The 15,350-nt window shown below is 37.9% G+C and carries 18 protein-coding genes; 2 read left to right on the top strand and 16 right to left on the bottom strand.

Annotated elements, in window-relative coordinates:
- Position 1: 1 nt before the first annotated feature.
- The 11 genes from PHC29_02975 to PHC29_03025 form a co-directional block, all read right to left on the bottom strand.
- Entirely contained in the window at positions 2-706 is a 705-nt protein-coding gene (locus tag PHC29_02975; GenBank protein ID MDD5108455.1) for an FAD-dependent oxidoreductase, read from the bottom strand.
- Between the two features lie 28 nt (positions 707-734).
- Positions 735-896: a rubredoxin gene (locus PHC29_02980; protein ID MDD5108456.1), complete on the bottom strand. Its 162-nt coding sequence runs from the start codon at positions 894-896 to the stop codon at positions 735-737.
- A 49-nt stretch (positions 897-945) separates the two neighbouring features.
- Positions 946-1,317 carry a hypothetical protein gene (locus PHC29_02985; protein MDD5108457.1) on the bottom strand — a complete coding sequence of 124 codons (372 nt, stop codon included), beginning with the start codon at positions 1,315-1,317 and terminating at the stop codon, positions 946-948.
- Positions 1,318-1,344: 27 nt separating this feature from the next.
- Positions 1,345-2,634 carry a hydroxylamine reductase gene (gene hcp, locus PHC29_02990; GenBank protein MDD5108458.1) on the bottom strand — a complete coding sequence of 430 codons (1,290 nt, stop codon included), beginning with the start codon at positions 2,632-2,634 and terminating at the stop codon, positions 1,345-1,347.
- A gap of 122 nt (positions 2,635-2,756) precedes the next feature.
- The gene (locus PHC29_02995; GenBank protein MDD5108459.1) at positions 2,757-3,461 is read right to left on the bottom strand and encodes an HD domain-containing protein; all 705 of its coding nucleotides are present in this window, start codon (positions 3,459-3,461) and stop codon (positions 2,757-2,759) included.
- The gene (locus PHC29_03000) at positions 3,458-4,078 is read right to left on the bottom strand and encodes a 4Fe-4S binding protein (protein MDD5108460.1); all 621 of its coding nucleotides are present in this window, start codon (positions 4,076-4,078) and stop codon (positions 3,458-3,460) included. The genes PHC29_02995 and PHC29_03000 overlap by 4 nt, the downstream gene beginning before the upstream one ends.
- 9 nt (positions 4,079-4,087) lie before the next feature.
- Complete coding sequence (locus PHC29_03005; protein MDD5108461.1) at positions 4,088-4,480, bottom strand: Rrf2 family transcriptional regulator; 393 nt, start codon at positions 4,478-4,480, stop codon at positions 4,088-4,090.
- Positions 4,481-4,723: 243 nt separating this feature from the next.
- Positions 4,724-5,992 (bottom strand): SLC13 family permease, encoded by a 1,269-nt coding sequence (locus PHC29_03010; GenBank protein MDD5108462.1) that lies wholly within the window; start codon positions 5,990-5,992, stop codon positions 4,724-4,726.
- An 8-nt stretch (positions 5,993-6,000) separates the two neighbouring features.
- On the bottom strand, positions 6,001-6,384 hold the full coding sequence (locus tag PHC29_03015) for an EamA family transporter (protein ID MDD5108463.1): 384 nt from the start codon (positions 6,382-6,384) through the stop codon (positions 6,001-6,003).
- Positions 6,381-6,797: an EamA family transporter gene (locus PHC29_03020; GenBank protein MDD5108464.1), complete on the bottom strand. Its 417-nt coding sequence runs from the start codon at positions 6,795-6,797 to the stop codon at positions 6,381-6,383. The genes PHC29_03015 and PHC29_03020 overlap by 4 nt, the downstream gene beginning before the upstream one ends.
- The gene (locus PHC29_03025; protein MDD5108465.1) at positions 6,790-7,734 is read right to left on the bottom strand and encodes a GNAT family N-acetyltransferase; all 945 of its coding nucleotides are present in this window, start codon (positions 7,732-7,734) and stop codon (positions 6,790-6,792) included. The genes PHC29_03020 and PHC29_03025 overlap by 8 nt, the downstream gene beginning before the upstream one ends.
- Before the next feature lie 275 nt (positions 7,735-8,009).
- On the opposite strand from PHC29_03025, the gene PHC29_03030 reads away from it, so the two are divergent.
- Together PHC29_03030 and PHC29_03035 are read left to right on the top strand one after the other, a co-directional pair.
- Positions 8,010-9,230, top strand: coding sequence for a DegT/DnrJ/EryC1/StrS family aminotransferase (locus PHC29_03030; GenBank protein MDD5108466.1), 1,221 nt, complete (start codon positions 8,010-8,012; stop codon positions 9,228-9,230).
- Positions 9,231-9,240: 10 nt separating this feature from the next.
- Positions 9,241-10,107 (top strand): alpha/beta fold hydrolase, encoded by an 867-nt coding sequence (locus PHC29_03035; GenBank protein MDD5108467.1) that lies wholly within the window; start codon positions 9,241-9,243, stop codon positions 10,105-10,107.
- A 107-nt stretch (positions 10,108-10,214) separates the two neighbouring features.
- Here the strand turns inward: PHC29_03035 and PHC29_03040 are convergent, their stop codons facing one another.
- The 5 genes from PHC29_03040 to PHC29_03060 form a co-directional block, all read right to left on the bottom strand.
- Positions 10,215-11,144 carry a hypothetical protein gene (locus PHC29_03040; GenBank protein MDD5108468.1) on the bottom strand — a complete coding sequence of 310 codons (930 nt, stop codon included), beginning with the start codon at positions 11,142-11,144 and terminating at the stop codon, positions 10,215-10,217.
- Between the two features lie 166 nt (positions 11,145-11,310).
- Positions 11,311-12,720, bottom strand: a complete 1,410-nt coding sequence (locus PHC29_03045; GenBank protein ID MDD5108469.1) for an aminotransferase class III-fold pyridoxal phosphate-dependent enzyme — start codon at positions 12,718-12,720, stop codon at positions 11,311-11,313.
- Positions 12,717-13,391 carry an MtnX-like HAD-IB family phosphatase gene (locus PHC29_03050; GenBank protein MDD5108470.1) on the bottom strand — a complete coding sequence of 225 codons (675 nt, stop codon included), beginning with the start codon at positions 13,389-13,391 and terminating at the stop codon, positions 12,717-12,719. The genes PHC29_03045 and PHC29_03050 overlap by 4 nt, the downstream gene beginning before the upstream one ends.
- A 173-nt stretch (positions 13,392-13,564) precedes the next feature.
- Positions 13,565-14,569, bottom strand: a complete 1,005-nt coding sequence (gene amrS / locus PHC29_03055; GenBank protein ID MDD5108471.1) for an AmmeMemoRadiSam system radical SAM enzyme — start codon at positions 14,567-14,569, stop codon at positions 13,565-13,567.
- Between the two features lie 14 nt (positions 14,570-14,583).
- Entirely contained in the window at positions 14,584-15,330 is a 747-nt protein-coding gene (locus PHC29_03060; GenBank protein ID MDD5108472.1) for a ZIP family metal transporter, read from the bottom strand.
- Positions 15,331-15,350 lie beyond the last annotated feature (20 nt).

Below are 15,350 nucleotides of genomic sequence, written 5' to 3' on the forward strand. Positions count from 1 at the left end.
GCTAATAACCCTGGAAATTCTCCATAATAATTTTATCACTTGGCAAAGCTATTTCCTCGGTCAATATTTTACGCATCGCCTCAACCATCTGCGGCGGCCCGCAGAGATAAAATTTTCTCTCTAGGTAATCCGGAATTTCGTTTTTTATAATTCCGCCATTAATTAAACCAACCGTGCACTTAAATCCGGGTTCCGTCTCACACAACACATGCGCTACCCGTAGCAACGGATAGCTTTTAACCATAGCATCAAAATCATCCTTAAAAACTATATCACGTACAGAACGATTGGAGTAAACCAAAACTATATCCGTGCCTAAATTCTTATCAACCGCGTATTTACAAATACTGCGGATAGGCGTAATCCCTATGCCGCCAGATAAAAAAGCAATCTTGGGGAAAAACTCATCCAAGATGAATTTTCCAAAAGGGTATTCGATAATAACCTGGTCACTGGCTTTTAAATTATCAAGCGCTTTGGAAAAATCGCTTTGGGTTAATTTTTTCGTAAACTCCAGATAACATTTTTCAGTCGGGGAGCTAGAAATAGAAAGGTATCTTTTTAATTTTGGGTTATTTCCAAGCTTAACCGATAGAAATTGCCCGGCTTTAAAATTAGAATCTCCGGGAATATCCAAACGAAAGCTCTTTACATTATAGTTTCGCTGGATAACTTCTTTTATCTTAGCTTTAATCTCTACAGGCATTCTTGGCTAGAGTGGCTTTAGATACCAATCAAACTATTTTTTCAAACTGATCTTTACCTACGCCACATTCAGGACAAACCCAGTTGGCCGGTAAATTTTCGAAACTTGTTCCGGGAGTAACTCCGTTATTGGGATCTCCAACAGCAGGATCATAAATATATCCGCAGACCAAACATTTATATTTACTCATTTTATTCTCCTCCTATCTATAGCATAGAGACGCAAAAATTTTTCCTTCTTTACATCATGAATCCTTTATTTTCACCGCACTTAGAATTTTCAGGACGTTTCCTGTCCTTAGGAAAAGGGCCCTTTTCCGGCATAACCATAGCCGGTAAATTATCCTTCTGCATCATTTGTGACATAAAACAAGATCTTGTATTCTGCTGCATCATACCGTTACCTGCAACAAAACCCTTGGTCATCTTATAAACTGCTGCGGAAAAAACAACCAGCGCTGCCAGCCAAAGAAGGCTAGCTACCACATACCCAAAAGCTTTAAGCGCTTTCCCCTCAACTTTACGCAAGACAAGTAAAACAAAAAAACTTACCGTCAATAAAACTGAAATCGGTACAATAGCCATTAAATACGATAATCTGAATACGCACATATTTATCCCTCCTATTTAAACTTATGCTTATTTTTTCAATATCCTCTTTAAATCTTCATCCGGCGTGGAAATCAATCTCAAATCAAATTTCTCCTGCAGGAGGCCAAAAACATTCTTACTTACAAAAGCAGGCGGTGTTGGGCCAATATAGATACCTTTGATATTAAGGTACAACAAAGTAAGCAAGATGGCAACTGCTTTTTGCTCAAACCAAGACAAAACCAAGGTTAGCGGCAAATCGTTAACACCACAGCCAAATACCTTAGCCAAAGCCACTGCCACCTGTATCGCCGAATAAGCATTATTGCACTGGCCGATATCGATTAATCTGGGTATCCCCTCGATATCCCCAAAGTCCAATTTGTTAAATCGGTATTTACCACAGGCAAGGGTAAGAATCACACAATCCTTAGGTACCCTTTCAGCAAACTCCGTGTAATAATTACGCCCGGGTTTTGCGCCATCACAGCCTCCAATCAAAAAGAAATGTTTAATTTTACCGGATTTAACTAAGCTAACAATCTTATTCGCTAAACCCAAAATTGCCGTATGATGAAAACCCGTCAAGATTTTCTTACCTGGCGCAAGCGGTAAGGGCGGCAAGGATTTAGCTTTCTCAATTAAGGGCGAAAAATCCCTTGATTTTAAATGCGTTGCGCCCGGTACGCCAGTTATGCCTATAGTAAATAGCCTATTCAGATAGGAATTCTCCGGCGGAATCAACACGCAATTAGTAGTTGCCAGTATTGCTCCGCTAAAAGTATTAAACTCCTTTTTCTGCTCCTGCCAAGCTCCACCATAATTACCTACTAAATGTTTAAACTTTTTTAACTCCGGATAACCGTGCGCAGGGAGCATTTCGCTATGTGTATAAATATTTATTCCCAAACCTTCTGTCTGCTTAAGCAACTCATAAAGATCCAATAAATCATGCCCAGTGACTAAGATTCCCGGCCCCGCATAAGTACCAGTTTCAACTTCCGTAGGAACAGGATTACCAAACTTCTGCGTATGCGCTTTGTCCAGCATCTCCATGGTTTTATAATTCATCTGGCCGCATTTTAAAACTAACTCCAAATATTGATTCAGGTCAAAACTAACATTGGTTACGGTTTTAAAAAGCGCTTCATGCATAAAAGCATCTACCTCTTCATTATGGGCGCCTAACTGCCACGCATGATATGCGTAAGCAGCAATTCCTTTTAGTCCATATAGGAGTGTGTCCTGTAAACTTTGAATATCCTCATTTTTTCCGCATACGCCTAATTTGGTACAACCTGTCCCACCTGCTGTCTGTTCACACTGATAACAAAACATTATTCCCCTCCTATGTTTTGTCATTCTGAGCCCGCCATTGATTCAGTGGCGACCGAAGAATCAAAAATGAGATTCTTCGGTCGCTTCGCTCCCTCAGAATGACGTATTCATGGTTTCTCTCTTTATAAATACACCTTTTTAGCTATCTCTCTTGCGGTTTTCGTTTTAAAATTATTATTGATAATTTTCTCTAATTTATTCCTTTCCTTGATCTCGCTTAAATTCACCAATAAATCCGCATCAAGGATTAAGTTAAAATTCAAAGAATCAATTTTCCCGGGGGAATGATGATACCTGATAATCTGGCAGATCTCTTCAATTTCATCTTTTTTAAACCCAAGCTTTAGCAGAATTTTTCTTGCTGCAAGCGGGCCCTCTTTTTCCTGCAAATGCCCAGAATTTAAACCGTATTTCTGTTCGGCTATTTTAATTCCTACATCATGTAAGATTGCGCAAGGAACAACAATATTCCAATCCCCGCCTTCTTTGCGTAAAAGTTCTTCAGCATAATCGAGGACTTTTCTTGCATGATTTATCCGTTTTATATCAGTACCGAAATATTCCCTTAATTCTTCAAGTAATCTTTCTTTTAATAAAACTGACCTATTTTTCACATAATTACCATACACCTCTGCTCCGATACATTCCTTAGCAGACTTACACCAATCAACACAAGTAGGTAAAACCTCCCGGTATAGAATCTGACGACACTTAGGGCAATTTGCCTTAATTTCATCAGAAAATATTTCCGCCTCATATCCACAAAAGGAGCAAATAATAGGCTCTGGCGTTATCTTTCGTTTATCCTGCCCCGGACAGTTATTCATTTTATCTTTTCACCTTTAATACTAATGATAACCTTTTCAAATGGAATATCTTTCCCAGATAACCCAATAGCTTTTTCAATAACTGGTAACAACCCAAAACAACAAGGTACCTCCATATAAACGTAAGTTACGGACTTAATATTGTTCTGTGTAAATATCTGTTCTAATTTTTCTTGGTATAAAGATACATCATCAAGCTTGGGGCAACCTATCAATAAAATCTTACCTTTTAATAAATCCTCATGGAAGTTAGCATACGCAAACGATACACAGTCAGCAGCAATCAAAATGTCTGCACCGTTAAAATACGGAGCATTTGTAGGCACAAGGCACAGCTGTATCGGCCATTGTTTCAAACCCAGTAAACCTGAGCTTAGTTTACCAATATTAACCCTAGCTTTATTCTCATTATATTGAACAGCTTCTCTTTCCTCGATACTAATTGCTCCTTGTGGACAATGGCCCAGGCAAGCACCCAGGCCGTCGCAGAACAAATCGCTGATTAGGCGCGCCTTATTATCGATAACCCTAATTGCCCCTTCCGGACAATTGGGTATGCACAGGCCGCATCCATTGCATTTGTTTTCATTAATTCTAATAATTTTCCTCTGCGCCATATATTCTTTCTAGATTAAAGAGGCCACTGTAATCTTTTGAAGCTGCCTAAAAATATTATCTTCGATAAGATGTAGCTTTTTTCTTAAAACGCATTTTGGCCTGTTCGGACAAACGTTTTTTTTCAAGAAGCATCCGTCCCGGCCCATTTGCCCCTGAAAAATACGCATTATCTTAATTATATGTATTTTTTTACAAGCAACCTTAAGCTTAAATCCTCCCTTTTGGCCTTTACAAGATTCCAAGATACCTTCTTTACTTAATTGCTGAAGGATCTTGCGCATAAACGGCCGTGGAACATTGAGTTTCTTAACAAGTTCATCTACGGATACAACATCCTGATGCTTTAACATATAGCAAAGCGCACGTAGTGCATAATCTGTATTCCTGGTAATAAGTTTCATAAATACACTCTCCTATTAATTCTTTATAAAAACGGACGGGCAGTTTATCGTCTTGCCCAGGACAGCCTACTGCAACCCTCTTTACAATGTGCCACCGGCCTGAGCATATATTTAACCGTTACATCCATACTAATCACCCCCTTTGGAATATATATAATGATACCATACTAGTATCATTTGTCAAGAAAAAAATTAGTCACCCGTCATTCTGAAGCCACGGAGTGGCTGAAGAATCTTAACAAATTACTTCCAGATAAACCAGATAAATAAATAAGCAGCGGTTACGGCAGCCAACGTAAAAGGAATCCCTATTTTCATGAAATCGCCAAATTTAACCGGGTAGCCCTCTTTTTTAAGCAAGCTACAGGCAACGATGTTAGCTGATGCTCCGATTGGTGTAATATTACCGCCCAGGCTTGCGCCGATAAGCAAACCAAAAAGAAATAATGCAGGATTAACTTGTAATTTGCTAGCCATGATTATAGCCACCGGCAACATAGCTACCAGAAATGGAACATTATCAATAAATGCCGATAATATTACCGAAAGAAATACTATTGCCGTATAGCCAAGGAATATATTTGAACCGACAAGGCCAGCTAAATAATTAGCAAGAATCTGAATCCATCCAGTAAGCGAAACCGCTCCTACGATAACAAAGATCCCTATAAGAAAAAATGTAGTATCCCAATCAAGCCCCTTGAGCCCGGATATAATTGAAGTTTTGTTTATAAACTTCTCCCAAATCAAAGCAATAATTCCAAAAACCATACAAATTAAACCCGCCATATAATTAAAATCCGTATCAAAAAATGAGGACAGCGCTAAGAAAACAATTAGGCTTACCAATAAAATAGTCGGCACCCAAGATCTTACTTTTTCAACTGCAATAAGTTGCGTTTTTTCATTGTGTTTTCTGAATATAAAATAAAGCACAAAAAACGAAACCAAAGCCCCCAGCTCTACGGCAAAGAATATACTCGGCCTGCCTTTGTAAAGAAAGAAATCGCCGAAATTCATCTTGGCAAAACCCCCAAGTAACATACTCGGTGGATCCCCGATTAAAGTGGCTGTTCCCTGGAGATTGCTTGAGACAGCAATCGCAATCATCATCTGGGTAGGATTTATTTTGAGTTTTTTGGCTAAAGCCAAGGCAATAGGAGCAACAATCAACACTGTCGCTACATTTTCTACAAAAGCAGAGATAAAACCGGTTAAAAAACAGATAAATAAAATTGCCCAGGTAGTATTTTTAGCTTTATCAACAATTATCTCAGCCATATAAGCAGGAACCCTGCTTTGCATAAAAACATCAGCAATAATCAAGGTACCTACGAAGATACCCATAACATTCCAGTTAATTGCCAATAAAGCATCCTTTGGCGATATGGCCTGAGTTAGAATAAGCAACAGGCCTCCTCCCAAAGCAACCAATGTACGTTTGTGAGGAAGCACCACAAACAATATGTAGGAGATAATAAAAATTGATACTGATACGATTTTTGGGTTCATGTTTCTTTCTAACTTAAACTAACAATAACTATCCCTACAACAATTAATCCTGTGCCCAGCCAACGCAGAAGGCTAAATTTTTCCTTTAAAATCAACCAGGAAGTAAAAGCAATAAAAATATAATGCATGCTGTCGGCAGAAAAAGCAAAATTAAGATCGGCCTTTGAAAGTACAAGCAACCAAATACATAAAGATATTACGCTAAAAATAAACCCTATCCAGAGACGGGGTTTAATCAACAAACGGAAAATAAACTTAAAAATCTTTATAATATTAAATGTAGGAGGAAAACTTAAGGAATCAATTGCAGATTTCAAGAATAGCTGGTTTACTGTATCGCAAAGGCTAGTTAAGGCAATTAAAGAAAGCACGACTAAAAGCCCTTGTCTCATTTGTTATGCACTATCCTTTCCTTACTGCTTAAAGAAACCAGAATAACCCCTCCCAGAATAAGCAAGATACCAATCCATCTAAAAAAAGTAACTTTCTCATGCAGAAAGATAATTGAGGCTATTGGAACAAGGATATAACTGAAACTGGCAACCGGTACTGCCACGCTTAAATCTATCCTGGTCAGAATCGTAGACCAAATAATGAACACCATAACTACTATAAATAATCCTACCCATAAAAACCAGGAAAAGAAGATTGCTTTAAGAAAAATTAACGCGCTGGCTAAACCAGTTACCTCAAATCCGCTTTGAGTTAAGGCGCTTTTCTTAAAAAAGAAGTGTATTGAAGTCTCAAGAATATCACTGGCAATAAGTAATAATAATAATCTAAATGTGATTTTTTTCTTAAACATGTTTTTTTGTCCTGGCCTCTTTACCGCAACTATCCGGTTTAAAAAACGGAATAAGCAGTTTAATCAAAAAATTAAATAAGGCATTTTTATGTTTTAGATATGCATAAAGAGGAATAAGATTACCGCCCAACCTGATCTTGGGCTCATAATCAGTCTGGCCTGGATAATAATAATGCAGTGAATTTTCTATACACCATTTAATGTTATACGCCCAGCTTACAAAATATAAATTGTAACGCTTAGATATATCATAGTCGAAGCCGATAAATTTATCAATGAGTAAATCTGAATAAACAAAACAGAGGTTAAAGGCGACTAATTTTCCTTCTACATAATAAAGAAAAAAACGGGTATGCGGATATAAATAGCGGCTGACTTGTAAAAAAAATCTACTGTTTAAATGTTCAAATTTAGTCAATCCTGCCTGGTATGTATTTTCATACAATGCAACCACCTGATCAATCTGGCCCTCTACATCCTGGACAACTTTCACCTCTATATTAGCCAGGCTATAAGCCTGTCTTAACTTTTTGTTTAGATTTTTACGGGTAGACCTACCCAGGCTTTTAAGATAATCTTCAAATGAAGAAAAATTGAGATTCAAAGATATTGCTGGAAAACTTTCTATTTTAGAGTATTCATACCGGTTCAAGAAATCCAAAAACAAATTACTCTGTTTTAGAAAATCTTTAAAAATTACAAGCCTAGAGCCAGTTTTAGTAGTTAAATCATTTAAACCATCCGATAATAACGTTATCAACTCAGGATAAACTTGGGCCTGATCCCTGATTCCCAAAACCCCATACTCTCCAAAAGGAGATCCACAAAAAATAGTCTTAAGAACCAAAAACCGCGGGAATACCTTACGGATAAATCGAATAATCTTGCAAGCCAGCCCTTCTACGGCAATATCTAGATTAAAATCAGTGTTAAACAATGGAGCAATGAGAACAATCTGGCCAGCGCGATAAATAATCAGATAATAAAATTTAAACTCTGAAAGCCCAGAATCTTCCAGTGTCTTATAAAAAGAATAACTTTCCGGGATATCACCAAAAACATCATCCCAGTCCTTCTTATCAATCTTGTCTATACTATCGAATATCTTATAATTAATCTTAGTAGGGGGCCGGAGCCATTGAGAGTTAGCTTGTATTTTTTCTTATTTTAACATAAAATAGATAAATTGGATAATAGAAAAGGATTAAAATTTTGAGCCTCCTTAGAGAAATTCCGCCAACTGCAGGTTGGCCACTTACAATCAGAAGCCTAATATCCTCCTCTTTTAAAAAACATCCCAAAGGATTATTAGAGGAAGATTTTAAAAGGTGCCTTGGCGCATCAGATGCCCTGCTCACCTATTCAGGAACTGCTGCATTCTACCTAATCCTAGAAACTATAAAAAAAATTTCGAATAAGAAAACCGTAATTATCCCGGCTTTTATCTGCCCGCTGATACCACTGGCGATAAAAAAAGCTGGCCTTAAAGTAAAAATTTGCGATACTAATGCATATAACTTTGACTTTGATATAAATAAACTTAAAGATATCTGCAAAGAGAACGGTGATATTTTAGCTATTCTAGCCATACATTTAGGTGGTTTACCGATAGATTTTTATACGTTAAAAGAAATTGCCAAAGTTCAGAACGCTTTTATTATTGAAGATTGTGCGCAAAGCTTAGGTGCACAATATCATGATCAAAAAACAGGGACACTGGGAGAATTTGCATTTTTTAGCCTCTGCCGGGGAAAAGGCCTTTCTATTTATGAAGGCGGTATAGCCGTAACTAATCAACCTGAGTATATCCAGATTTTAAAGGAAACGGCCGTAGAGCTTATAAATCAGGATACCCCCTCTGAATGTTTGAAAATAACTGAACTTTTTGCTTACAGTATTTTTTACCGGCCAGAATTATTCTGGTTTGCATTCAAACTGCCTCAGATATTCTGGCAAATACGTAATAAACCGATAAAGGCTATGGGTGAATATTTTGATTCTGATTTTCCTATTCATAAAGTTTCAGCTTTTAGAGAATATATCGGACATATTAATTTCCCCTATTTAGATGAAAAAATTAATCAGCAGCGGCAAAAAGTAGATATTTATTTAAAAGGGCTAGCTGATATTTCCGCTATTAAACCCATTACCGAAGCACCACAAACTATAGCCAGCTACCCATACCTAGCCATTATTCTTAATGATAAGAAAAAAAGAGATTTGGCCATGCAAACTTTTAGGAATTCTGGGCTAGGAATATCCCAAGTCTATTTGTACGCGATTACAGATTACGAATATCTAAGAGGTATTATTCCGGATGCAGATTGCCCGAATAGCCGCCTGCTGGCAGAAAGAATAGTAACCTTAAGTACAAGCAGCTTTTTAAAAGAATCTGACCTACAAAATATAATCAAGAAAATTAAAAAAATCTAAAAAGGAAAATATGATAATTTTTTCACTGAAGGAAGATAAGCGCCCAATCACTGAGATACCCAATACCGGATTTTTTATGCCAGGAGATAAAAATCTAAGTTTCCTAATTCATGGGCTTACCGGTACAGCCAAAGAGATGGGTTCAATTGCTCAATACCTGAATAAAAATGGATTTTCCGTTGCCGCTCCCCTAATGGCTAATCATGATAAATCTATTTCTCTCCTTAAGCGGACTTCTTGGCAAGAGTTTTATGAATCCGTAAGAAATGAATTTATTAAATACGCTAACGACTATGAAAATATATTTGTAGCCGGGTTATCTTTCGGCGCTTTAATTGGAATCATGCTGGCTCATGAATTCCCTAAAAAAGTAAAAGCATTAAACTGCTTTTCTCCCACGCTCTTTTTTGACGGATGGGGTAACCCTAAATCTAGGTTTCTCCTCCCTTTGGTTTATAAAACTCTCCTTAAATACTGGCTTTATTTTAAAGAAGAATACCCCTATGGAATAAAAAATGAGCGCTTGAGAAAAAAAATAGAAAGTTTTTATAAAGATGCGAAATTATTTGATTACAGTAAAGTGCACCTCTACGGGTATCCCGTAATCCCGGTTGCCTGCATGTATCAGAATTACCTACTCTCAAAAAAAGTAATATCAATACTCAAAGAGATAACTTCACCTATCCAATTAATGCAAGCCAGGGATGACGATGTGACCAGCCCCAAAAACTCTTATTATATCCTCGACCACATAAGTTCACAGGAAAAAGAGATAATCTTCCTTGAAGATTCTTACCATATTATTACCGCAGATCAGGAAAGAGATAAAGTTGCGGAGAAAACTTTAGCTTTTTTTGAAAAATATAAAAAATTATAATAGTTCGGCTTTTGTAATTTACCGACGAAGCAAACTCTTAAAAGATTGCTTCGTCGCTTCGCTCCTCGCAATGACACAGCTACTTCTAAGAAATTAACTATTATAGCTTAAACAAGCATCTCTTTAAGAATTACTAGATTAGTCTGTTCATTCACTGAGAGGATCAGATCAAGAGAACAGTTATCGGCGGTAAATCCTTTAGGGTGGTCTAATTGGGAGATAGCTGCTTTGATTCTATCGGAAATCTTAATAGGAGAATAATCACCTACCACATCTAAACCAATTATATCCAAATTCTGACGCATCAGCTTAAGTATAGTTAGAAGTTGATCTAAATGTAAAAATCCTTCCTCCCAATTAGTAAGCGCATACTCTTTCCTAAGAGAATCTTTATCAATTGAAATATAAACTTTCTTTGTGGGAAGGCTTTTGATTAACTTCAAGGTAAAATCGGTTAAATCTTCTTTTTCCAGTTCCCGCCAGGAGATTTCATTGAAAAAGAGGCTTTTAGTGATGGTAATCGAATGGTTTTGCGGAAGGCGCCTTAAATAAACGCGGCTTGGGGTTTGCCTGTAAGGATAAATCTCCAAACGATTACCAACCAAAGCGCCAAGATTTGCCGTCTGCAATGCTGGAAAAGACAGATCAGAAGAACCTGCGCCGATAAGTATACATTTAGAAATATTTTTATTTTTTAACGCAGTAGCTATCCATGAACCACAGGCAAAATGCGGCGGTAAAATATCCCAGTCCGGATGAAAATCAAAGACAATCAAAGAAAAAGGCTCGTTAATCTGGCTAGTTAATACCTCACTGATATGATGAAAATCGCCTGAGCCTAAAAAGGTAGGATATTTTTTTTCTGCTGGGTCAAGGAAATTAAAAATTTCCTTGCGTAAATCTTTTGACATATAAAGTCTGGCAGAAGAAGCCAGGCTGCTAAAATCAATAATCCCTGCAGGACAATAGCTGAGGAGTTTGGATTGGCTAATAATGCTGTTATCGAAATTCAAAACGCGGATGCGTTTATCCAGCATGGTAGTATTTTTGTCAACAATTCAGTTACCAAAAGCTTCCTTTGGTGTCATTGCGAGTCCACCATTAATTTAGTGGCGGACGAAGCAATCTTGCATTAGATTGCCGCGTCGCCTTCGGCTCCTCGCAATGACACAAATATTTACAATAGCTTAACCATTACGATTCTTATGACTTCTTCAACGCCCTATTCAATGCCTCTTCAAAAAGTTCCACACCTAAATCGATTTCATCTTCGGTAATATAAAAAGAGGGTGCAATAGTAAAAACATTCTTATAATAACCGCCGACGTCCAAAATTAATCCCTGCTTTTTACCTCTAACGTTTAAGGACCCGCTTAATCCCAAATTTACAATCTTATCCGTAAGCTCCTTATTTGGAGTATAGCCATCCTTCTCGCATATTTCCATCCTCAAAGCTAAACCAATACCATCCACATCTGCAATTTGCGGATATTTCTTCTGCAGTTTCTTAAGTTGCGCAATAAAATACCTGCCCTTCTTAGGAATGGAAATAGCAAAATCCGATTCTTCGATTAACCTCATTACTTCAAGCCCTACGGCAGTCCCTAAAGGATTGGATGAGAATGTGGAATGAGTCGACCCCGGAGGAAAAACATCGGGAGAAATAAGTTTTTCCTTGGCCCAGACTCCGCTTATGGGATTCAACCCATTGGTCAGAGCCTTGCCAAAAACAATTATATCTGGAGTAATGTTAAAATGCTCAATCGCCCAAAACTTCCCTGTGCGGAAAAATCCCATCTGTATTTCATCATCAACAAGAAGGATCCCGTAATGATCCAATATATTTTTTAATCCTGAATAATATTCCTGAGGAGGAACAATGTAGCCTCCCGTACCCTGGATGGGTTCAACATAAAAAGCAGCAAACTCACATTTGTTATTTTTTTTATTTACAACAGAATAATACTCCGTTTCAAAAAGCCTCTCGAATTGTTTCAGGCAATACATATCACAGAAATCCCTTTTTTTATCATAAGGGCACCTGAAACAGTAAGGATAAGGCACAAACATCGCTCGATCTCCGAAATGGCCGAAACGCTCCCTGTATCTAAAACTTGAAGTAATCGCTGATGCAGCTAAGGTCCTGCCATGATAACCACCCATAAAAGCAAAAACCAGGCTGCGCCCGGTATGATTACGTACCAGCTTTAATGAATCTTCCAGGGCACTTGATCCGCCAACGTTAAAATGGATCCTGCCTTTTTCTTCAAAAGCACACTGGTTCTTCTGCGCTAATTTAGCGGCTAAACGAATCTTTTCTTCATGCAAATACTGACAGGCTAACTGAGGTAAAGTATCAATTTGTTTCTTTAATGTCTCATTCAAACGCTGATTTCTATAACCGAAATTGACTGCCGAATACCACATCTGTAAATCCAAATACTGTGTACCCTCCTGGTCATAAAGGTAACTGCCTTCGGAACTCTTAAATATGTTTAGTTTTTCGGCATAATGCACCGTGTCCCCCCATGAACAATATTTTGATTCAAGATCAAGCAGGTCGTCATGGGATTTTTTATTTTTAGCTGTTTTTACCAATTGTTTCGGGCTCATATTAATTTCCTTTTTAAATAGATAAGAACGTCTTTTAAATTATTAAAAGCCATATAATCCAACTTACTCTCTTTAAGATGCCGCAGGAGATGATCCTTAGCAAATACAACGTGGGCGTATTTTGCCGGACAGGCATCTGATTCGCCATCCCCCACATAGATTATCGTAGCCCCTTTTGGCGCTTTAGCTAAAAGATTTTTTGTCTTGCAATGCGCGCAAATCTGGCAATCTTTATCCTTGAATGGGTAATCTGTAACTACTTTACCTTTAGAAAACCTTAGTTTATTTGCGTAAACTTTAAGGTTATTTATCCTGTTGATCTTCAGAATTTTATTAAGTATGTAGTCGTAGTTATCGCTTAAGACGAAACTCTTGATTTTTTTAGCCTGCAGCAGCTTATAAATCGGCTTAAAATAGGGATCAAGCTTGATCTTGGACAAATAAGCATCCAAAGACACCCTGTTTAGATCCATGCCTCTGAGTTGCCCTTCAAGGCAGGTCTTTGAACCAATCCTACCGCTCTTCCATCTTTTCTCCAATTCTACCCAACGGTCATCCTTGGAAAAAAGCAAAAGCATATTATCAAACACATCGCAAGTAGCAATGGTATTGTCAAAATCAAAGAAAACAATACATTTTTTAGGGTTAAACTGGTTATTCTTATCTTCCATATAAAGAGTTGTAAAAATATACCCCTATTGTCTCATAGGGGTAGCTGTAAGCCTAATCAAGTTCTATTCTTTATTTTAAACCTAGCATCGTAAGCTGTCAATACAATCTTTATGGGAAATTGGTAGAAAACCAGGGGACGGTTCTCTTAAGAAAGAGAACCGTCCCCTGGTTTTTAACTAAACACTCCAGGTAAAATTGCCTGACAAAATTTGCACTTATTGCCTGCAAGGCTGGATTCGGTTATATTAAATCCTTCCCTTTTAATAATGACTCTTTTGCATTGGATACAAAAAGTATCCTGGCCCCAGCCATAGGCATTACCGGCATACACATAACGCAATCCTTGGGCTTTACCCAAATCATAGGCTGCCTTTAGGGTCTGTTCAGGGGTATTTGAATAAGAAGTAAATTTATAATCCGCATGAAAACTAGAGACATGCCAGGGGATATCTTTACTTATCCCGGAGATAAATTTTGCAATCCCGGATAACTCCTCCGGAGAGTCGTTTTCTCCGGGAATCAGCAAAGTCGTAATTTCAACCCAGACTCCAGTATCATATAATAAACGAATAGAATCAAGAACAGGGGCTAATTTTGCCGAACATATCCTTTGATAGGAACTTTCTTTAAAAAATTTTAGATCAACATTAGCCGTATCCAAATGCGGCTTAAGCACCGAGATCGCCTTAGCGGTCATATACCCATTAGTAACAAATATATTGGCTATTCCTTCCTGCTTAGCCAGTATCGCCGTCTCCAATGCAAATTCAAAAAAAATAGTCGGCTCGGTATATGTGTAGGCTATTGATTTACAATTGTTCTGTTTAGCTAGTTCTATAACCTTAGCAGCGCTAAAGTCTTCCCCAGGATGGTCTTTAAGGAAATCGAGTTGAGAAATTTGCCAGTTTTGACAAAAGCCGCAGCGGAAGTTACAACCGGCGCTGGCAATAGAGAAAGCTAAAGAACCAGGAAGAAAATGATTTAGCGGTTTTTTTTCAACTGGATCCACATTTACCGCTACCAACTTGCCATAATTATGAGTATAAAGAACTCCCTTGATATTCTGCCTTACCCCGCAAAAACCAAATTTACCTTCCTGAATCTTACAGTTATGCGCGCAAAGCTGGCAGTGCACCGTTTGACCGTCTAATCGGACGTAAAGAGAGGCTTCTTTCATTGGAAATAAATCGGTTACCCTGGTAAGAGATTTTTTGCTAGCGCCATAAATACTATGCCCATTAAAAATGCAAAAAAAGCAACGGTTGAACGCTTCAGGTCGCTTTCTTTATGAAGCTCAGGAATCAGATCGCTGGTTGCGATGTAAATGAAGCCGCCAGCCGTAAAAGGCAGGATAAAATTCGAAAAGCTTTTAGTAAGATCAGTTATGAAATAACCTACAATCGCCCCGATGATCGCCATAAGCGCCGAAGCGAAATTGAACAAAAGCGCCTTCCTTTTGGTAAAACCGCCATAAACCAAGACGGCAAAATCACCCAGCTCCTGAGGAATTTCATGCAGTATAATTGCCAAAGTAGTAACCAACCCAAGCTTCAAAGAAACAATGAAACTTGCGGCAATTACCATACCATCGATAAAATTATGGAATCCGTCTCCAACTAAGTTCAGGTAAGTGAAAGCGTGAGTTTTACAAGCACCTCCCTCTTCGTGGCAATGCCTCCAATGTAGATACCTTTCCATAAGGAAAAAAACTATAATTCCCAGAATCAGGTAAGAGAATACTATAGAGCTTTTATTATTTTCTAAACATTCCGGAAGGATATGTAAAAATGCGCCTCCGATAAGTGCGCCTGCAGAAAAACCAATCAGGCAAAAAAGAATCTTATGCAGCAAATTATCTTTAAGTGTCAGGGTAAAAATACCCACCAAGGATATGAGGCTGACTAAAAATGTGCTGGCTAAGATCCAAAGTAAAACCATATGCGGGAATCTACCCTAAA

This window comes from Candidatus Omnitrophota bacterium (assembly GCA_028712255.1).
GTDB lineage: Bacteria > Omnitrophota > Gorgyraeia > Gygaellales > Profunditerraquicolaceae > UBA6249.